General features: G+C 37.6%; 19 protein-coding genes and 1 tRNA gene. 7 read left to right on the top strand and 13 right to left on the bottom strand.

What is annotated here, in order from left to right:
* The gene (locus P3L56_RS12470) at positions 1-429 is read right to left on the bottom strand and encodes a GNAT family N-acetyltransferase (protein ID WP_042844383.1); all 429 of its coding nucleotides are present in this window, start codon (positions 427-429) and stop codon (positions 1-3) included.
* Positions 430-954: 525 nt separating this feature from the next.
* Positions 955-1,479: a hypothetical protein gene (locus tag P3L56_RS12465; protein ID WP_042844382.1), complete on the bottom strand. Its 525-nt coding sequence runs from the start codon at positions 1,477-1,479 to the stop codon at positions 955-957.
* 397 nt (positions 1,480-1,876) lie between these two features.
* Here P3L56_RS12465 and P3L56_RS12460 point away from each other — a divergent pair, with 397 nt between their 5' ends.
* Positions 1,877-2,209: an MliC family protein gene (locus P3L56_RS12460; RefSeq protein ID WP_166685173.1), complete on the top strand. Its 333-nt coding sequence runs from the start codon at positions 1,877-1,879 to the stop codon at positions 2,207-2,209.
* A 223-nt stretch (positions 2,210-2,432) separates the two neighbouring features.
* Here P3L56_RS12460 and P3L56_RS12455 read toward each other — a convergent pair whose 3' ends face one another.
* Positions 2,433-2,987, bottom strand: coding sequence for a sulfatase-like hydrolase/transferase (locus P3L56_RS12455; RefSeq protein ID WP_272659633.1), 555 nt, complete (start codon positions 2,985-2,987; stop codon positions 2,433-2,435).
* A 414-nt stretch (positions 2,988-3,401) separates the two neighbouring features.
* Between P3L56_RS12455 and P3L56_RS12450 the strand changes: the two genes are divergently transcribed.
* A complete protein-coding gene (locus tag P3L56_RS12450; RefSeq protein ID WP_198860722.1) occupies positions 3,402-3,707 on the top strand; it encodes a hypothetical protein in 306 nt (101 codons plus the stop codon).
* 412 nt (positions 3,708-4,119) lie between these two features.
* Here P3L56_RS12450 and P3L56_RS12445 read toward each other — a convergent pair.
* The 3 genes from P3L56_RS12445 to P3L56_RS12435 all read right to left on the bottom strand — a co-directional run bounded on the left by P3L56_RS12445 (position 4,120) and on the right by P3L56_RS12435 (position 6,234).
* A tRNA-Pro gene (locus P3L56_RS12445) sits at positions 4,120-4,196 on the bottom strand.
* 73 nt (positions 4,197-4,269) lie between these two features.
* Entirely contained in the window at positions 4,270-5,985 is a 1,716-nt protein-coding gene (yejM, locus tag P3L56_RS12440; protein ID WP_042843396.1) for an LPS biosynthesis-modulating metalloenzyme YejM, read from the bottom strand.
* Between the two features lie 21 nt (positions 5,986-6,006).
* Positions 6,007-6,234, bottom strand: coding sequence for a YejL family protein (locus P3L56_RS12435; protein ID WP_004911940.1), 228 nt, complete (start codon positions 6,232-6,234; stop codon positions 6,007-6,009).
* Positions 6,235-6,476: 242 nt separating this feature from the next.
* Between P3L56_RS12435 and yejK the strand changes: the two genes are divergently transcribed.
* Positions 6,477-7,478, top strand: coding sequence for a nucleoid-associated protein YejK (gene yejK, locus P3L56_RS12430; RefSeq protein WP_198860720.1), 1,002 nt, complete (start codon positions 6,477-6,479; stop codon positions 7,476-7,478).
* Between the two features lie 136 nt (positions 7,479-7,614).
* On the opposite strand, the gene rplY is transcribed toward yejK, so the two are convergent.
* Positions 7,615-7,896: a 50S ribosomal protein L25 gene (gene rplY, locus P3L56_RS12425; protein WP_042843399.1), complete on the bottom strand. Its 282-nt coding sequence runs from the start codon at positions 7,894-7,896 to the stop codon at positions 7,615-7,617.
* 165 nt (positions 7,897-8,061) lie between these two features.
* Positions 8,062-9,819 (bottom strand): DEAD/DEAH box helicase, encoded by a 1,758-nt coding sequence (locus P3L56_RS12420; RefSeq protein WP_206227080.1) that lies wholly within the window; start codon positions 9,817-9,819, stop codon positions 8,062-8,064.
* A 223-nt stretch (positions 9,820-10,042) separates the two neighbouring features.
* Here P3L56_RS12420 and rsuA point away from each other — a divergent pair, with 223 nt between their 5' ends.
* The 3 genes from rsuA to P3L56_RS12405 all read left to right on the top strand — a co-directional run bounded on the left by rsuA (position 10,043) and on the right by P3L56_RS12405 (position 12,976).
* Positions 10,043-10,750, top strand: coding sequence for a 16S rRNA pseudouridine(516) synthase RsuA (gene rsuA / locus P3L56_RS12415; protein WP_129466080.1), 708 nt, complete (start codon positions 10,043-10,045; stop codon positions 10,748-10,750).
* A gap of 18 nt (positions 10,751-10,768) precedes the next feature.
* Positions 10,769-11,953 carry a Bcr/CflA family multidrug efflux MFS transporter gene (locus P3L56_RS12410; protein WP_042843402.1) on the top strand — a complete coding sequence of 395 codons (1,185 nt, stop codon included), beginning with the start codon at positions 10,769-10,771 and terminating at the stop codon, positions 11,951-11,953.
* A gap of 681 nt (positions 11,954-12,634) precedes the next feature.
* Positions 12,635-12,976, top strand: coding sequence for a hypothetical protein (locus P3L56_RS12405; protein ID WP_042843404.1), 342 nt, complete (start codon positions 12,635-12,637; stop codon positions 12,974-12,976).
* A gap of 280 nt (positions 12,977-13,256) precedes the next feature.
* On the opposite strand, the gene mepS is transcribed toward P3L56_RS12405, so the two are convergent.
* Entirely contained in the window at positions 13,257-13,841 is a 585-nt protein-coding gene (gene mepS / locus P3L56_RS12400) for a bifunctional murein DD-endopeptidase/murein LD-carboxypeptidase (protein ID WP_166685170.1), read from the bottom strand.
* A 704-nt stretch (positions 13,842-14,545) separates the two neighbouring features.
* Positions 14,546-15,145, bottom strand: coding sequence for a YrbL family protein (locus P3L56_RS12395; RefSeq protein ID WP_042843407.1), 600 nt, complete (start codon positions 15,143-15,145; stop codon positions 14,546-14,548).
* 326 nt (positions 15,146-15,471) lie between these two features.
* On the opposite strand from P3L56_RS12395, the gene P3L56_RS12390 reads away from it, so the two are divergent.
* Entirely contained in the window at positions 15,472-15,816 is a 345-nt protein-coding gene (locus P3L56_RS12390) for a hypothetical protein (RefSeq protein WP_042843408.1), read from the top strand.
* Between the two features lie 120 nt (positions 15,817-15,936).
* On the opposite strand, the gene yeiP is transcribed toward P3L56_RS12390, so the two are convergent.
* From yeiP to P3L56_RS12375, 3 genes are all read right to left on the bottom strand, one after another.
* A complete protein-coding gene (gene yeiP / locus P3L56_RS12385; RefSeq protein ID WP_042843409.1) occupies positions 15,937-16,509 on the bottom strand; it encodes an elongation factor P-like protein YeiP in 573 nt (190 codons plus the stop codon).
* A gap of 151 nt (positions 16,510-16,660) precedes the next feature.
* Positions 16,661-17,905, bottom strand: coding sequence for a tryptophan permease (gene mtr, locus P3L56_RS12380; RefSeq protein ID WP_042843410.1), 1,245 nt, complete (start codon positions 17,903-17,905; stop codon positions 16,661-16,663).
* A 161-nt stretch (positions 17,906-18,066) separates the two neighbouring features.
* The gene (locus P3L56_RS12375; RefSeq protein ID WP_129466077.1) at positions 18,067-18,504 is read right to left on the bottom strand and encodes a nucleotide triphosphate diphosphatase NUDT15; all 438 of its coding nucleotides are present in this window, start codon (positions 18,502-18,504) and stop codon (positions 18,067-18,069) included.
* Between the last annotated feature and the right edge of the window lie 71 nt (positions 18,505-18,575).

Raw genomic sequence — 18,575 nt, 5'->3', positions numbered from 1 at the left:
CTAGATAGTTTTAACTCGGTTATAGTAGTAAATGAGTTCTGGGTCATTATCGTCTAGGTTATCAATATAGCCGCTAGGAACAAAGCCAGTTTTCTCAAGGAGCTTTTGTGTAGCCAGATTTGACTGATTAGTCGATGTGAAAATTTTATCCGTTTTGCTTTGCTCTTTTAATTTATTAATCAGTATGTGACCAAAGCCTTGACGCCGATATTTGTTATTTACCATTAATAATTCAATAAAACCATGTGAATAAAAATGATGGGTTAATACACCATAAGCCAATATTTCATCATTTGCTTCTAATACAAAACACGCATTTTGCTTTACCCACTGCGTGATTTCCAGCAGTCTTTCTGGTGTTGCTACAGTATCAATAAGAAAAATAGCGCTCACATCATGAGATGTGGTTAATCTGAAATTTATATTCATTAGCTATTGTGAGCCTGCCTTTGTGTAAATGGAATCACAGTTTAGTCTTTAGTCGCATGAAATCAATAGGTTGTTATCAATCTATAGAATTATTGTTTTTGGTGACAAGACCGATTATATGATTAAAATAGCAAATAAACACGGCTATAACTATGAGTATTGAAAGCTATAGCGGGTATTAATATCCCCTGATTAACTCACCAACAGATGAATCAATAGCGGATTCGATACGTCAACGCTTTATGGATATGTTCCCAAAATATCTATCGATAAGATTGATTTTTAACATTTTTCTCTCACCTTGATCTTGTTTTTAGTACTGTTCTAATTATTTTCACTGTATCGGCTATTGTTAAATTTAAATACTTACTGTATTTGTATTAATAAAATCTAATATGGTTAAAAACAATATTACAAGATAAGGGGGCTGACAGATGATTAAACTGGAAATAAAACAATAAAAACGCGCCTTACACAATGTAGCCCGTTTTTATTGTGAGAGTAAAAAAACAAGGAATAAATCAGTTATTTTACAGGTGGTACTTTTACATCTAGGTCATATAGTCTTAGTATTGAAGGAGCATCATCTACTTCTGAAAATTTAAGCTTCACTTTAGATGCCGCTCTTTTGGGAATACTAATATCACTTTGAACCCCATTTAAATAAGATGTAAACCCATCTTGGTCTAAGATATAAATGTTATTTTTATCATCAAAATTTGTTAAGCGAATAGCTGACTCTGATTTATTTTTTATAGCTAATGTCAGCAGATACTCAGTATCAGCAGTTTTTTCAGATTTTAATACTTTTATCTCAGTGTATTTATTCAGGTTTTCCAAGTCGTAAATGATAATAGCACCATCAACGCTGCTCCCAGAAGCTCTCCCTTCATCAATACCTTCCTTGAATCCGGATAGTGCATCTTTACTTGAACTTGTTATTGATGATGTTATTGATTTCATGCCATCTTTAATGAGGCTAGTGTCATTGTTACTATCAGAGAGAGCGTATGTGGATATAAGTAAAAACATATATGCTAATTTTTTCATTGGAACCCCAAAAAGTTTTTTCAAATTATAGCAATAGCATATGATAAATATATTATGTAATGAGTAGTCTTATTCTTAGATTAATCAGTTGAACAGTCAGCTGTTTTTGAAATGCTCGCATTTTTTCGACACATTGGTTTATTATGTTGGATAATCAACCTCCTACACCTAGTCACATTTAAATAAGCGGAGCTATGTAGAATTTAAAAAGATGCTCACCTAACTAATTAGTCTGGACTTACTAAACCACTAAGGTATTTTTTGTTCTCTTAGGGGCTTGTTTCTGAATATCGAATATAATGCAGATCTTTGGTTACGGAATTGTCTTATTATTTTACTCAATATGGGAGTTTAAAATCATTAACGGATTTAATACTTTTATATGATGGAGCATTACATGAGTAAAATTAAATTTATCCCTGCTATTATTTTAGCTTCTATTTTCATGGCACAGCCTGCACTGGCTGCTAAAACAGATACTTATAACTGTGAAGGTCAGAAAATTAAAGCGTCATTCCCAAATGATAAAATCGCAGTAATCTTATATTCCGATGAAATTATAGTCCTGAATGAGGCACCAAGTGCAAGTGGTGCAAGATATACGGGTGAAAGCTTTCAATTGTGGTCTAAAGGTAAGAATGAATTTAATTTAGCAACCATATCAGAGGATGATATTGTAAACGGAAAGACCTCTGACGATAAAGGCCGTACGTGTAAATTGGTTAAATAAATTCAATTACTTTATCAATAACCTTAGTAATAAGGACTACTCTATTAAGAGCCCCCAATTACTGGGGGCTTTATTCGATCGTGTAAAATCTTACCTGTCTATAGACCTAATTGAAAAGTATTCTAAGCTAGCCTAGTCAAGGCGAAAATTTCACGTTTTGAAGCACTAGGGTTACCCAGCCGACTAGGAGTTGAACTCATCGACTAAAAACATAAACTAATGGCTACGAATATTTTAGTGATACTGATATGGGTATTTTATATTCATTTGGTAGTTTATTAAAATCAATAATGTGTTGATCAAAATCGGTCACATTACTTTGCCCTTTGCAATCATTATTGGATAGCATTTTACATGTGGGTTTTATATTATTAGCATTAATACCCAACCACTCTGCAAATAATTGAAATAAATTAAGCCCATTTCTTTGTGCTGATATTATTTTACGGCCAACAGAATTAGAAGATGTAATAAATAAAGGGCCTTCAAAATTTTGTTTACGTTTATCACCATGAATTAAATCTTGTTGATTATCAATAAAAGACAGACCGTGATCTGCAAAATAGAGCATAGACCACGAGTTTTTACTCTTTAATAATTCTGAATATATCTGAGACAGTAGTAGATCAGTGTTTTTTATACTTTGTACGTAGCAAGATAAATCTTTGCCTTTATAAAACTGCTGATATGAATTTGAAATTCTTGCACAAAATGGTGAATGGCTACCAATCAAATGGATCACAATCAGTTGTTTCTGGAAAGTTCTTAGTACTGCCACTGAACTAGGACAAGAAGAATCTGAACATGTGAAGGAAATAGTAAAAAAGCCATAGAAGCTCAAAAGTGGTTTACTGAGTTTGGGCGCTACAAGGCGGTAAAGCCAAGTGGAAGAGAATATAATTAGAGCTTCCCGATATCTCGGTCCTTAAATTTAATGGTGCTACTAACGAGCTTTTAATTACCTACAGTGTTATTAGTCGCAACTGTCGACATGCTGTAATGACCGCCTGCCTATACCTTTATCCCTCTGAGATATCGACTATTATTTGTTGTTGATACATGTAAAGTATCCGCAATAACAAACACGAAGATTGATTTCGGGGTACAGTTAGCGGGGACTTATCCAAGTCCTAAGAATTTAGCTAATGCTCTTGCTCAGGTTAATGTTAATTGTCCAGATACTGGTAAGTATTTGATCTCTATTAAGCCAAACAATGCTCTAGTGGATGGAAATTATACTGGAATGGTGCTGGACCCGTTAGATGGAAATTCAGATGATTTGCCTTATATAGCCACATCGATTGATGCGACTGCTAAAGGTGATGAAGTTTGTATTGCTGACTCTTCTCAAGCCATTAATTATACAAAAAGTAAGCAGGTTTATAGCTCCGTTGGGGGAAATTTTATCCAAGGGTTAAACTTTGCTTTATGCGTTAATGGAAAAATAGCTCCAGGAAAATACCGCGGTAGCTTAGATGTCAATTTTCTGGTTGAATAATACAGTTTCTGTATAGCTTATATTCCGTATTAGGTCGCTTATGCGGCCTTTTTGTTCACTTCAATTTGTACTCTTGCTAACCTAATACTCAGTGGGAATCTATCACTTCTAGGCTTGTAATCTTAATACGCTTCTTAATTGGGGATTTTGGCTTTATTTTGGTCTTTACGGTTAGTTACCATGAATTAAAACCAGCAGGGGAACGTGAAGCAAATCTTATTAAGTACTTTTTTGTATTAGGTTCATTCCTATTAATGTCTGCAAATAAACACTAATACGCCAGCTTGAGTGGTTGGGGCACTTTGATATTGAAATAGAAACTATTGCGATGGAGTTTTACCCCCATTTTACCCCGCTTAAAATTTAGGCATAAAAAAACCAACCTTAAGTGGTTGGTTTCTCTATAAAAAGTTGGTCGGCATGATAGGATTTGAACCTACGACCCCCGACACCCCATGACGGTGCGCTACCAAGCTGCGCTACATGCCGAACTTTGTTTTATACTACTCAATTTGTCTCTAAAAGCAATAGACTAATGATACGACTGGTTGATATTTAAGCATTAATTCTCATTAAAACGCTTTAATTCTGTGAAAATTTTCAACAGCTCAGCCAAATCTGGTTTTTCGTCTTTTTCGATAGCCCCTTGCTTATCGTAGATATTAAACTGACCATTATGATCCATATAGAGCGTGGCGGTATCGGTAGTAATAACGACATCATCATTGTCACCAGTGATCACCCATGGATAAACGCGTTGATTACTAAACAAATCCTCACCCTGACTATAATCATCAGGCGGGTTGTTTACATGTAATAAACGCTGCATTAACGTGGTCATGACATCTTGATGGCTTGTAAGCTTATCAATCTGTTGAGCGGGTGTATTTGGCCAATAAATAAATAATGGCACTTGCATTTTGTCACGATTGAAGCGTTTATTATTCAACCATTCATTTTCTGCTTTTCCATTGTTATTGTAATTTGCAGTCACGATAACAATGGTATTTTGTAAGCGACCATCACGTTTTAATGTAGCCATCACACTGTTAATTTGTTCATTGGTTTTTGCGCTACCAGGGGCCCCTTTAATATTAAGGAAAGAGAACCAAGGGGAATCGTGTTTCAAATTACTTAGCCAGTGATTCCATTGTGAGATGGTTAAATTGTCGTTATCTGCAGTTTTTGCAGGTAACGAGTAGTCAGATAAAATAGCTTGCCTAAATAAAGGTGAATTGAATCCATCGGTCGAGAATAAACCAAATTGATAACCTTGGTGTTGCAGAGCCGAAATTAAAGCGGATGGATGCCTACCGTTTAAAATGTTATCAAAATAAGTTGATGATATTCCATAGAATAAGCCAAATAATGCGGTATCGTTACGCAAACCCGTTGTATAGTGGTTGGTAAATTGCGTACTAATCTCTTTAAACGCATTAAGTGAATTCATTGAATCCTGCTGGGACTTGTCCCCGAGGTCATCAATCACTAACAACAATAAGTTATAGCCAGCACCTTGGTCATAGTAACTTAACGGTTTTAGTGGGTAGTTTAGTTTCAATGCCGTAGGGCTACCTTGTTGGAATACGCGGTTTTGATGTTCGGTTAAGTTTAATAAACCATACTTATCAAGTAGCTTACGTGCCGTCATTGGTTGCGATAATGGGTAATTATAGCGTTGCATAGTAATAGGGCGATAAAAATTGGCATCAGCCCAAGCATACATAAGGTGTGACATAATAAAAGTCACAATAAAAATACTCGCAAGCGGCTTACCAAAAGTTTGCCGGTTTAGGCTACGAAGTTTTTGCCAGCTCCAAGTGGCAAATAGCATCTCAAGTAGAAAGATAATAGGGATGCTAATAAACATTAACTGCCATTCACGGGCCATCTCCCCCTTGGTTGGGTTGATGACGAGATCCCAAACTTGTGGTGTTAGGTGAAGGCCGAACTGACTAAAAACACGTATATCAAAAATTAACAGTGTCATCCCTGCTGTCGCAAGGGCAACACAAAGTAGCCTCAGTAGCCTCTGAGACATCACAATAAAGGTCAGTGGAAAAATAATGAGTAGGTAAGCGGCAAAGACCACAAAACTAAAATGACCTAACCAACTGACGAAAGCATAAACACGACCAGTTAAGGTATCTGGCCAATCAAAAATAAACAGATAGCTACTGCTTAGTACAAGACTAAGCAGTATATTGAATAGTGCAAACCAGTGTCCCCAACCAATCATGGCAGAGACTTTGTCACGGTAGCGCAGGTGGGTGACCATACTGTTTATTTCATTAATCAATTAGTGTGATTGATCTTCTTTAACAGAAGAAAGTAATGCGTTTGCAAAGGATTCTGCAATCATTTTACGTTGCGCTGGCGCAACAGAAGTATTGAGCAGATTCGTTACCATATTACCTAACACCATAAGGGAAAGGTCAACAGGTGTATGGTTTTTTTCTAACACACTCACGAGGTCAGAAAGTAAACCTTCAACTTTTTCATCACTATAGCGAGATGATTGTGGCATAAATTGAGACATCCTAAATTAATGAAAGCTCCATATCATAGCGTATAGCTGCTGTTTTTTCTTCTTTCTTCGCAACAAATTTTCGTTTAAGTGATAATAATGTTTATTCAGATTCGTAAAGTGCGTATTAGTTCAGCATTTTGAGGTTGAAAAAAGAACAAATGATAGTTTCTATTGCAGAGTGATAATATCAGTGTTTGAATACGCGCGACAATATTTCTGCTATAAAAAAGGAGCCAACAATGAGTCTGGAAATTACCCAGATAGCTTTACATCAGTTGATTAAGCGGGATGAACAAACCCTTGAGGTGATGTTACGGGATTCTTTATTAACAGCGGATGATGTCGTACAGGACATGATGGCAGAATTACACCGAGTCTATAGTGCAAAAAGTAAAGCATTCGGTGAGTTTAATGAAGAAAGTGAACTGGCTGATGCTTTAAAGTTACTGCGTAAAGGTGAAGAAGAGTTTTTAGGTTTCAGCCGTGCGATGACGGTACGTTTAAAGGATGAACTCGCTAAATACCCTTTTGCTGAAGGGGGGATCGTACTTTTCTGTCAGTATCGCTACCTTGCTGTTGAATATCTTTTGATTTCAGTTTTGAGTAGTTGCGATAGCATGTTTGTCACGGACACTTTAGATTTAGGAACGACACATTATTTAGATATACCTCATGCGGATATTGTCGCTCGTATTGATTTAACCGAGTGGGAAACAAACCCTGAATCAAAACGTTATTTAACCTTTTTAAAAGGGCGGGTAGGGCGTAAAGTCTCTGATTTCTTTATGGATTTCTTGGCAGCTTCTGAAGGGTTAAACGCAAAAGTACAAAATAAGGGGTTAGTTCAAGCGTTAGATGATTTTTGTGACAATGCTCAAATGGATAAAAATACGCGCCAAGCGTACCGCCAGCAAGTCCATAGTTATTGTACTGAACAACTTCAATCGGGCGAGGAAATTGAATTGCAGGTATTGGCAAAAGAGTTGCCAATGGTGGAAGAGCAAAGCTTTGATGATTTCGCACGTCAAAATGATTATCAACTAGAAGAAAGTTTTCCTGCTGATAGAGGAACACTAAAGCAACTGACCAAATTTTCAGGAAGTGGAGGGGGGATCACTATCAGTTTCGATGCTATGTTGATGGGGGAGCGTATTTTTTGGGACCCAGTAACTGATACATTAACTATTCGTGGTACCCCACCTAATTTGCGTGACCAGTTACAACGACGTGGTAGTAAGTGAAATTACTGAAGGAAAATTAGTTCTTTGCCAGAATAGCGAAGGCTAAAAATAAATACCCTAGAAATAAATAACGCCGCAATTGCGGCGTTATTTACTCGGCGTCCCGAAATTTCTAAAGCTCGGCTGTGGGCTTTAATTAAGCGCGCAGGAAGTCAATGTGCGTCACTTTTGGCTTAAATGGGTGACGTTGAACAGCCTGAACTTTTACTTTAGTTTCTTTACCATCGATAACCAGATTCAGAACTTCGTAAAATTCTGCTTTGCTTTCTTGGTTAATGATTTCATCGTGGTTTAAAGTCACAGAGATAGGCTCTTGGTTGCCACCGTAAACGATAGCTGGAAGTTGGTTATCTCTGCGCAGGCGGCGGCTCGCACCCTTACCCTGCTCTTTACGTTCAATTGCATTGATAGTTAACATTACTATTTCTCTATAAAAAGAAAAGATAAATCCTGCTACAGGCGACCCAGCAGCAGGTTCGAGATTTGGCCTAAGAATATTTCATTCAGAGAATGTGATATATGAAGGCGGGCGGCATTTTAACGAAAAATCCGCCATCCAGCAATCATTAAGATCGCCTTAGCTTTAAGATAGGCTGTCAGCAACGCGAAAACGCCCTTGATAATCGAAGATTTTTTCACGTATTTCCCAATAGCGTTCTTTTTTCCGAGCCACGATAAATTGTGGATAACGTAATAATGATTGTTGTAATAAAATATCATTAGCATTATTCCACTTAAATGGAACCCCAGGCGCACGTTGATGTTCGCGTAAAAATCGAAATTCAAAGGCTTGTCGCTGAGCTGGTGTTGTTAAACGAAACCTTTCAGAAACGCTGGTTCCGTCCTCATCATAATAATTAATCTTAAGCCATTCACCTTTTGCATCATGCCCTGTCAACAATTGCATCCCACCGCAACGTAAAATTAGGGCATCCTTTAATTTAAGTGCAGCTTTTAGCATATCATCAGGGTCAGTGAGGACTTCTTGGCATTGTTGGCAACGACGTGCGGCAATATCATTTTCTGCGCCACAATGGGGGCACTGTTTAAATCGAAAACGGAATTCACATTGTTGTTTTTGTCCGTGTTGATTTTCTTCCCAACCTTGGCAGCGACGACCATAGTGTTCGATAATTTGCCCATCAGAAGTGCATTTCCCCCAAAAAGTATTGGCAAATTGGCATAATGGGCAAAAAACTTGCACGGGTACACTCGTTGAATTGGGTTTACTTGAGCCGACTTCCGGTCGAAATAGGTCATGAGGGTTGCCTGCATAATCTAAAATGAGGCATTTTGTTTTTCCGGTGGCAAGTCGCAGGCCTCTGCCGACAATTTGTTGATACAAGCTTACGGATTCGGTAGGGCGTAAAATAGCTATTACATCAACATGGGGGGCATCGAAGCCCGTGGTTAATACAGAAACATTGACTAAATAATGTAATTGCTTGTTTTTGAAACGTTGAATGATGTCTTGCCTATCAGCAGCGGGGGTATCTGCCGTCACAAGCGCAGCCGTATTTTTAGGTAGATAACCCAGTATTTCCTTTGCATGTTCTACTGTTGCCGCAAAAATCATACAGCCTTGTAATGGCGTTGCATACTCAACAATTTGAGAAACGATTTTTGGCGTGATCCTTTGTTGCTTTTTAAGTGATAAATTGAGCTCTTGTTCATTAAAAATACCAGATGAGCTCAGTGAAACCTGACTAAAGTCATATTGCAAAACGGGCATATCCAACCGTTCAGGAGGGACGAGAAACTTATTTTTAATCATATAATGTAGTGGCAATTCATAAATACATTCACGGAAAAAACAGTTTTCATCGCCCCGCACCATACCATGATAGTGGTATTGGTAAATCCAGCCACTGGCAAGCCTATAAGGCGTCGCTGTTAACCCCAAAATACGTAACGTAGGGTTATGAATTTGTAAGGCTTGAATAATTTGCTGGTATTGGCTTTTGTCATTCAGGCTGATACGGTGGCATTCATCAATGATAATTAAAGAAAAGTGAGTATTGAAAGCATCAAGGTTCCGGGCAACCGATTGTACACTCCCAAATACGACCTTACTTTGTGAATCTTTTTGATTCAGTCCAGCGGCAAAAATATCAGCCTGTAAGCCATAAGCGAGGTATTTTCCATGGTTTTGCTCAACGAGTTCTTTAACATGGGCTAACACAAGAACACGACCACGCGCAAGGCGAGCTAACTCTGCGATGACTAAGCTTTTCCCCGCGCCAGTAGGTAGAACAATAACCGCAGGTTGGGTGTGCTTGCGGAAATAATGCACTGTTGCATCAACGGCTTCTTGTTGATAAGGACGTAAAACAAAAGACATATTATTCAGTATAGAGTTAATAAGTTGGGAAAAAGGCGTTAAATTTAATTTAAAACCATGGCTCTGTCTAAAGATCTGAGTTGCTGCTAGGAAACTATCCCTTCACTAGGGTTATTGATATAATGAATTATGTGATAATAATCACAGCAACCTTTCATTCTATATTCTGACAGTTGAGTGCTATTGTACGCCTCACTGGCATTCCATCAAGTTAAGAGAATCTATGCGACTGGATAAATTTTTGTCCCAGCAATTAGGGATAAGCCGCAGTTTGGTAGCGCGTGAATTGCGCTCAGGGCTGGTGACAGTTGATGATGTAATCGTCAAATCGGGAGCCTTTCAAGTTACGACCGACCATGAAGTCGCTTATGATGGCAATGTTCTTGTGCAAGTAACGGGGCCTCGTTACTTTATGTTGCATAAACCCCAAGGGTATATTTGCTCGACAGATGACCCAACGCATCCCACTATACTTTATTTTATCGATGAGCCGCTCGCTCAAAAACTTCATTCAGCAGGGCGCTTAGATATTGATACGACAGGGTTAGTATTGCTAACTGATGATGGGCAATGGTCTCATCGGATTACATCACCAAAACATCATTGTGAGAAAACCTATCGTGTGCAATTAAGTGACGATATCGCAAATGGTGTGGCTGCACAGTTTGAGCAAGGTGTAATGCTTAACGGTGAAAAAACCGTCACTAAGCCAGCCAAACTTGAAATCATTAGTCCACGTGATGTTAGATTGACGATTAGCGAAGGGCGCTACCATCAGGTAAAACGTATGTTTGCAGCGGTGGGTAACCATGTTTGCGGCTTGCATCGGGAACGAGTCGGGGAAATATGGCTCGATGATTCGCTTGAGCCCGGTGAGTATCGGCCGTTAACTGAAGCTGAAATTAACAGTATTAATGTATCACGTAAATAAAATGCAGGAGTTTAAAGAGTGCAACAGCAGCGTTCATCCTATTTGGGGCTGATATTAATTTTAGGTTTATTATCGATGCTAATGCCATTGGCTATCGATATGTACCTACCTAGCTTTCCGACGATGATGCATTATTTTAATGTAGATGAAGGGCGTATTCAGATGACGCTTAACAGCTACATTTTTGGTTTTGCTATTGGGCAACTATTCTATGGTCCGATGGCGGATAGCATTGGGCGTAAGCCAGTAATTTTAGGTGGTGTAATTGTCTTTGCTATTGCATCTGCTGCCTGTGCAATCACGGAATCCATTGAATCATTGATCTGGTTACGGTTCTTACATGGGTTTGCTGCTGCGGCTGCGAGTGTGGTGATTAACGCATTAATGCGCGATATGTTCACTCGTGACGAATTTTCAAGAAGCATGTCATTTGTGGTGTTAGTCATGACGATTGCACCATTATTAGCCCCGATCCTTGGGGGAGAACTAATGCGTTGGTTCTCATGGCATGCGATTTTTTGGAGCATTGCAATCGCAGCAGTGATAGCGGTTATTTTAGTGAGTTGTTTTGTGCGAGAGACACTACCTGCCGCTAAACGGCAGAAATTCCATGTCGGCACTACACTCAGGCAGTTTGCGACGTTATTTAGAGCTAAACAGGTTTTGTTCTATATATTAGCTAGCTCATTTTCTTTCGCTGGTATGTTCTCGTTCTTAAATGCGGGCGCATTTGTTTATATTGATTTAAATGGCGTGTCACCGCAGCATTTTGGCTACTATTTTGGTATCAATATTATTTTTCTATTTATTATGACCACAATAAATAGTCGCTACGTTAGGCATTTTGGCGCGGAAAAAATGCTGTACTTTGGCATTATTATCCAATTTGTGATGGGGTTATGGTTGTTAGCGACGACTGCTTTTGCGCTGGATTTTTGGACTCTAGTCATTGGTGTGGCCATTTATGTTAGTGGGATAGCGATGATCACATCAAACGCAATGGCTGTTATCTTGGATAATTACCCACATATAGCAGGGACTGTCTCCTCCTTAGCTGGAACCATTCGTTTTTCAATTGGGGCTCTGGTCGGAACATTGTTATCTTTGATACCCGCTAAAAATGCATGGCCAATGGTTGGGTCAATGGTGGCTTGTGTTGCATTATCCATGCTATTTGTTTTATTGGCGAAAAGAACAAAGTAATTTCATTAATTTTTCAGTTTCACGGATGAAACTGAAAATGTCATAAATGTTTATCCTTCCTTTTGTCCGATTATTCCGAATTGATTCAGTTCATCCCATAAGATACAGCTATTCTCAATGTTTATAGCTACCTTTAATTCGTTAAATGCGAATAGTAAAGTAGGGGGATTAAAATATTTGGTGAAAAATGATCTAAATCAATTACCGTTAGTAGGTAATTTGTTAAATTTATGTTTTTTATCACACCGTATTCTTTGCTGTAACAAGTTGGCAAAAATTTGTGCGTACTTCAAAAAATAGCTTAGTTATTGCGGTTTTTATGTCAAAGATGTAAAAAAAAGTTAGGTGTTTTGTGGTGAATGTTGAGTTCAAATATCAAAAAAATTTTAATATTTAATTAATTTACTATAAAAATTGATGTGCAATGATTTGTGTCACAAAAATTTAACGACATGTTGTATTTTTAATGTTATATTTAGGTTTTAGAATTTAACATTACTGTTACTTTTGTGGTTGTTAAAAACTCGGTTTGAACGATGAGTTAGTTTAAAGAGGGTTTTATTCACGTTTAAATAGTATATAAGCGTAATAGGGTTGGTTCGATCCTCGTGTTAGGTCTAGTGGGGCGGTAACCCCCGGGTCACTTGGCTAAATACTAAAATGTTTTAATAGGATATCTTTGTGGAAAAATCAGGTCTTTCGGTGGTGCACAGGCTACCGCAAAGCTACCGCTGGTTATCAGGCAAAATAGGGACTGATGTTGAAGTCGTACCTATGAATGATGTCGATAGCGATAAGCTTGTGGGGCTAAAATTACTTAGTCATGACTGTGCAACAGATTGTATTGCGATGCAGCAGTTATCTGAGTCGTTATCGGATATGCAAATTGCTAATGCTATTTTGGAGTGGCAGAAAGAAGTGTGCTTGTTCATTCACGCAAATGATGAATTAGCAGCTATGTGTCGTTTGAAAGCCTCTGGTGTGGCTATTGCAGAGCTATCATCTGGTTTTTATTGTGCTTAATTTGAGTGCAAATAAATATATATGGGTTATTTATTGATTTACGTTATTGCTAATGTATCGGTGATAGACGGTGGCGATTTGCTCTGCTGCTAAGTTGCTTTACTAAAATACAGACTGATATTATTAGACACTTTTGCGTACAGCGTCTCTCATTTTTTTGATGGCGTTAAATAACAACCGCTAGGCTCAGAAATTAAATATGAATTACCAATAAAAAAGCTTCCAGTATCTGTTACTTGGAAGCTTTTTTATTGGTAAGGGGATAAGGTATGGCAGAAAGTTAGGACCCGTTAATGATCCGACGGCTAGCGTAGTACCTTTTGCTCCAGTAGGAATTCGTCATTTCAGAAACAATAACGCCACTGCTTGTGGAGGCGTGAACAAATTTTTCATCGCCGATATAGATCCCAACATGCTTCATTGTGCGACCTGTTTTAAATAAAACGATATCGCCAACTTTTAAATTATTACGTTTTACGCTTTTACCCGAGTACTCTTGTTCTGAGGTTGTGCGAGGGAGTTCCACACCAAACTGTTCAAAAAATGTGCGCTGAACAAAGCTTGAACAATCCACACCTTTTTTGGTTGTGCCACCGAGGCGATAAGCAACACCTTTCCAGCTTGCATATTGGTTCATGATTTTGGATTTAGTATCAACACTTTGTACTAGCTCTTCGAATTCATCTTGAGATGCCATAGTTAAAGAGTCCCCCGCGGAACCATTTAACATACGTACATCTGATTTAGCAGTATTTTGTGTATTCTTAGCTGACTTAGGATTGGTACATGCTGTGAGTGTCACGGCGATAGCAATTGCCGGTACAATGCGCCAAGCATAGCGCTTAAGTTTTTCAGATGTTAACATTCTTATATATATCCCTTACCATTCTTTTATCGCATTATCGTGTAAATAGACACGACAAAATTAAACCTATCCTTGTGAAAAACGCATTTGGCGATAAGAGTGTGTTTTTCGCAAGAAATGTTTATGACAACAATTTATAGCAAACAACCCAAACTAGGTGTTGTACGCTTTAGCCATTTTCAATGACTTATTGAGTATAGAACAGATACCAATATTTACTAAAATAATTTTACGTGAATTGGTAGCCTAACAAGCCTGAAAATAAACCTTAAAGAGCATACATAAACAAAGCCGAAATGGCGAGGCAATAGGTCTATAATTTACAAAACATTAGATAGAACTGCCTATTCACTATTGGTTTATGTGATTTCTATCATATGTAAGGGCATTTTGCGCGGTATTGCACCGTTTTGAGTAAATAAAGTATGAACTTGTTCACATTTTCTTACGTCTTGTTTCAGTCTATTTACGAAGTAAATGCCTAACATCTACCTCTAATGTAAAGAAGTTTAAATTTATCTAAGTTAGAAAGGTTTTTAGTCATCAAGTCATGCACTAATTATAGGTGGCCGTTAGGTGATTGACTTTAAAAAATCATAGCTACTGTTTATTTATCAGTATTCTGATAACAAAAAATACTTATATTGAAGTTTTGATTAATTTTAAATCTAAAAAATGAATGGTAGTAAGACAGGTATTGAAAACTATATTTTGATTTGAAATTCTCTATAAAGCCGATTTTCAAAATCTGCGAAACGACGATTTAATGTTGAACGCGCAATAGTGGTTGAAAAATAATCTAGGGGGATCAAATTGGCTGAACCAAGGTTATCAATAATAAAAAATTGTCCGTGAGGTTTATAGCCTAATTGATAAACAATATTATAAGTTTTTAGTGCCATTGTTGCTATGGCTTCTTCATAGATTGTTTTTTTAAATTGTTCATAGGCAATTCTCATATTTTTTTTATGTTTTAAAAGTATGTTTTTATTTTTTAGGTAATACTCTAATGTATGTGAAACATTCCCTGTTTTATCTTTAATGAGTTGGAAAACATACCCTAAGCCGAAATTAGTTTCTTGGGTTCCATAATAATGAGAAATAGTGTTGGTACTTAAACTTTTTTTATATAACCGCTTGTAATAGCGTATTTCTCGTAGCGTTTCTTTATCACTTCTCCCATTTAAATGCACTTTGATGCATAAATCATCATACTCTGGATGTTGATAGCAAGCACGTTGCCGACCCGCAGCTATCAACTGTTTGGGGGATAGGTAAATTTTAGTAGCAAGGTTTTTTTTCATATTAATAAATACTTATTTTATAAGTTAAATACAAAAATGATTTGTAAACAATAAATATGACGTTTTTTACAATATATAGGGCTGATTTTAATAGATAAAATTCTAAAGATGTTGCATTTCGTGTGGTAATAAAAAAGTCATTTAAATAGGTGATTTTATTTTGAGTAATAACGATTCAAAAAAATAAAAAACTACGACTATAAATGAAATCACTAATATTTCGTTGAGATTAGTATGTCGTCCTCAGTCACGCAGAGTGAAAAATATTTTAAGTATAAATAAATCACGAAAAGTGACGATAACTTAACTTTAAGAGGGCGATTCTTATGGATAACTCAGTAAAAAAAATTGTAGCGACTATTTTTACAGTAACAGTATTGGTTTCAAGTTTTTCGGCAGTAGCATCAAAAAATAGTGGGATGAAACGTGCTAGCTCTGGTGTCATTTTATTTACAGGAGCGATTGTCGCGCCACCTTGCATGATAGAAGCAACGCCTAAAAGTGTGATAACCAAATGTTGGAGTGATACTGGAGATGAAAAAACGACGTCTGTTGATATTCGAAAACTCAGAGGGCAAACAACACTACTTCCTAATTCAAAGGGAACTCAAGAGTTTAATTGGATAAACAAAGACCATACATTGGGAATCTATACGATTAAATATGATTAAACGTGAGTGAAGCCGAAGAGCAGGTCGTTAGGAGGGGATAATGCTAAGTGATTGTGGCATATGCCTATGAACAATTAATTCATAGGCATATAAGGTCATAGGTTAGATAACATATTGTAATTAATCACAACGCCCCATATAACGGCGTTCAGGGATATGGATACGAATTTTTTCGCCACTCGATAAATACTCAGGAACTTGGATAGTAAGCCCTGTAGCCATAGTCGCAGGCTTAGTTCTGGCACTCGCTGATGCACCTTTAATGCTAGGTGTTGTTTCCATTATGACCATATCAACGGTTTGAGGAAGTTCTAAAGCCAAGACTTGACCTTCTATGGTAAGCACTTGCATTCCGGGCAAACCCTCTTCAGGGATGAACAATAGGTCTTCTTCAATATCTGATTTTTTGAACATGTAAGGAGTGTAGTCTTCATTATCCATAAAAACATATTCATCACCGTCAATATAAGAAAAAGTCACTCCACGGCGTGTTAACGAAATCGTTTCTAAAATATCATCTCCTTTGAAACGTTCCTCAACTTTTTGGCCAGTTTTGATATCTGTAAAACGCATTTTATACAAGGTACTTGCGCCACGAGCACTTGGTGCTTGAATATCAATATCTTTTACAAGTAGTAATTTGCCATTATAGTTAACTGCTAAACCGCGTTTAATTTCATTGGCCTTGGCCATAAATAACCTTCTTTGGGATTGTCAAAAAGAGTGCGACAAAATTACTCGCAGATAAGCGATTAGGCAAGATGTTGCGGTTAATTTTCGGTGAAAAATTTTATGGGAAAGGGAATGGTGAATATTGCGTAAAAGCGATATTCACCAAAGGCCGTTAATAAATAGGGAGTAAACCAGCTAAAGATAGCAAATGTGCTACAGCATTAATCACACCAAATAAGATAACGAAAACAATAATAAATGTTCCACCAGGTGCTTTATAACTATTATTTGGATAGCGTACACGGCTCGCTTTTGCCATTAGAGCAGGGACAATTACCGCCCAGATGGTTGCTGCTAGCCCTGCAAAACCAATGGCATAAATAAAACCATTTGGAAAAATTAACGCAAGGATGGTAGGCGGTACAAAGGTGACTAAAACAGATTTGAAACGCCCTTGTTGATTGTCCTTAAATTTAAAGAAGTCTGCAATAAAATCAAATAAGCCAAGAGAGACACCTAAGAATGAGCTGGCTAACGCCATATAAGAAAACAGGTTTAGGAATTGTGAAATAAAACTGTTTTTCGTCGAGATATTCATTTGAGTCAACAGGGCATCAATATTATTGCCACTTTCTCTTATCTCAATAAAGGCAGAGCGTGGGATATTGCCTTGGATGGCATACTGCCACAAGATATAGATAACAACCGTAATAGTTGCTCCAAACACTAAACTCATGACTACACTGCGACTGTCTTTATTATAATATTTAACTAGCCCAGGTACATTGCCATGATAACCAAAAGAGGTTAATAAATAAGGTAATGCGGCGAGAGCGTAAGGTAAATACTGATGATCACTTTGTTCAACTTGGTTAAATAAAATGGCAGGAGATGCCGTTGAGATCATCCCACCAATTGACATGATAAATGTGATAACCATACCACCGATTAAAATAGTACTTAACCTATCTACAGCACGAGTAGAAAGCCAAACAATAAAAGCGACGATGAAAGCAAAAATAAAGCCTGCACCCGCTTGTGGAATTTGTATATGACCTGACAAGTTTGCGGTAATGATAGAACTACCCGCGGAAATGTAGGCGTAAGTCAGTATGTAGAGAACAAAGGTGACGGATAAGCTATTAATTGAATTCCAAGTTGTTCCCAACAGGTCTTTGACCATAGTGTGAAAACTGGCTCCAGCAGGGTAATTCATATTTGCTTCTAGGATCATTAACCCCGAAAGTAACATACAAATAAATGTATAGATTAATAGCACGACTGAGCCTGAAAACCATACACCTGAAGTCACCATTGGAATTGAAAACATACCCGCACCGACTGCAGTCCCTGCGATAATCATTGCACCACCCAAGATGGAAGGGCGTTTGTGTTGTGTTGTAGTATCAACGGCCATGGTGGCTCCTAATAGAATGTTTCACTGTACTAGCTAAATGATACGGTAAGCACATGACGTTGTAAATATGGTAAAGGCAATTAAATAGGAAAAAGCGAGTAATAAGAAAGAGATGAATAAAAAACGTACAAACAAAATCGTTTATACGTTAAAGGTTAATATTAGGCTTTATGGTGATAAAGATTCTGGTTTAGCCAAAGGTCAATGGCATTGCGGCTGGCTTCAAAGTGAGGCTCAGGTAATGCATCAGGTGAAACCCACATTAGGCTTTCACATTTGTCTGTTTCCATTATTTGAGGTGCAACTTCACCATTGTATTCAACATGCATACAGATAGAGACCGTATGCTTCCCTTCTTGTTGATAAGTTTGCAAGTTATTACTGATACCAAATACGGTTGGTGCTTGAATATCAATACCGATTTCTTCTTTTATTTCACGAATAGCGCAATGTTCAAAAGTTTCCCCAGGGTCAACATGCCCCCCAAAAATTGACCAGTAAGGGGCATGTTTACTGCTGCGTTTACCCATGAGTATTTGCCCGTGCGAATTGGTGATGATCACACCGACACCGACGACGACGTTAACAGGCTCAGACATATTTTCTCCTGATTATTTTATTTTTTAGCGCGCTGATTTTGCCATGGTACAACAGAAAAACAAGCAGGGAA

Origin of the sequence: Providencia sp. PROV024 (genome assembly GCF_032709665.1) — a bacterium.
Lineage (GTDB): Bacteria > Pseudomonadota > Gammaproteobacteria > Enterobacterales > Enterobacteriaceae > Providencia > Providencia huashanensis.
This window is presented reverse-complemented; position numbering and strand designations above follow the sequence as displayed.

Bases quoted from the DNA above. Each gene is read 5' to 3' on its own strand.
- yejM (WP_042843396.1), bottom strand. From the start codon at position 5,985: ATGGTCACCCACCTGCGCTACCGTGACAAAGTCTCTGCCATGATTGGT.
- P3L56_RS12465 (WP_042844382.1), bottom strand. From the start codon at position 1,479: ATGAAAAAATTAGCATATATGTTTTTACTTATATCCACATACGCTCTC.
- P3L56_RS12375 (WP_129466077.1), bottom strand. From the start codon at position 18,504: ATGTCTGAGCCTGTTAACGTCGTCGTCGGTGTCGGTGTGATCATCACC.
- yeiP (WP_042843409.1), bottom strand. From the start codon at position 16,509: ATGGCCAAGGCCAATGAAATTAAACGCGGTTTAGCAGTTAACTATAAT.
- P3L56_RS12390 (WP_042843408.1), top strand. From the start codon at position 15,472: ATGGATAACTCAGTAAAAAAAATTGTAGCGACTATTTTTACAGTAACA.
- yejK (WP_198860720.1), top strand. From the start codon at position 6,477: ATGAGTCTGGAAATTACCCAGATAGCTTTACATCAGTTGATTAAGCGG.
- P3L56_RS12395 (WP_042843407.1), bottom strand. From the start codon at position 15,145: ATGAAAAAAAACCTTGCTACTAAAATTTACCTATCCCCCAAACAGTTG.
- P3L56_RS12420 (WP_206227080.1), bottom strand. From the start codon at position 9,819: ATGTCTTTTGTTTTACGTCCTTATCAACAAGAAGCCGTTGATGCAACA.
- rsuA (WP_129466080.1), top strand. From the start codon at position 10,043: ATGCGACTGGATAAATTTTTGTCCCAGCAATTAGGGATAAGCCGCAGT.
- P3L56_RS12470 (WP_042844383.1), bottom strand. From the start codon at position 429: ATGAATATAAATTTCAGATTAACCACATCTCATGATGTGAGCGCTATT.
- mepS (WP_166685170.1), bottom strand. From the start codon at position 13,841: ATGTTAACATCTGAAAAACTTAAGCGCTATGCTTGGCGCATTGTACCG.
- rplY (WP_042843399.1), bottom strand. From the start codon at position 7,896: ATGTTAACTATCAATGCAATTGAACGTAAAGAGCAGGGTAAGGGTGCG.
- P3L56_RS12460 (WP_166685173.1), top strand. From the start codon at position 1,877: ATGAGTAAAATTAAATTTATCCCTGCTATTATTTTAGCTTCTATTTTC.
- P3L56_RS12435 (WP_004911940.1), bottom strand. From the start codon at position 6,234: ATGCCACAATCATCTCGCTATAGTGATGAAAAAGTTGAAGGTTTACTT.
- mtr (WP_042843410.1), bottom strand. From the start codon at position 17,905: ATGGCCGTTGATACTACAACACAACACAAACGCCCTTCCATCTTGGGT.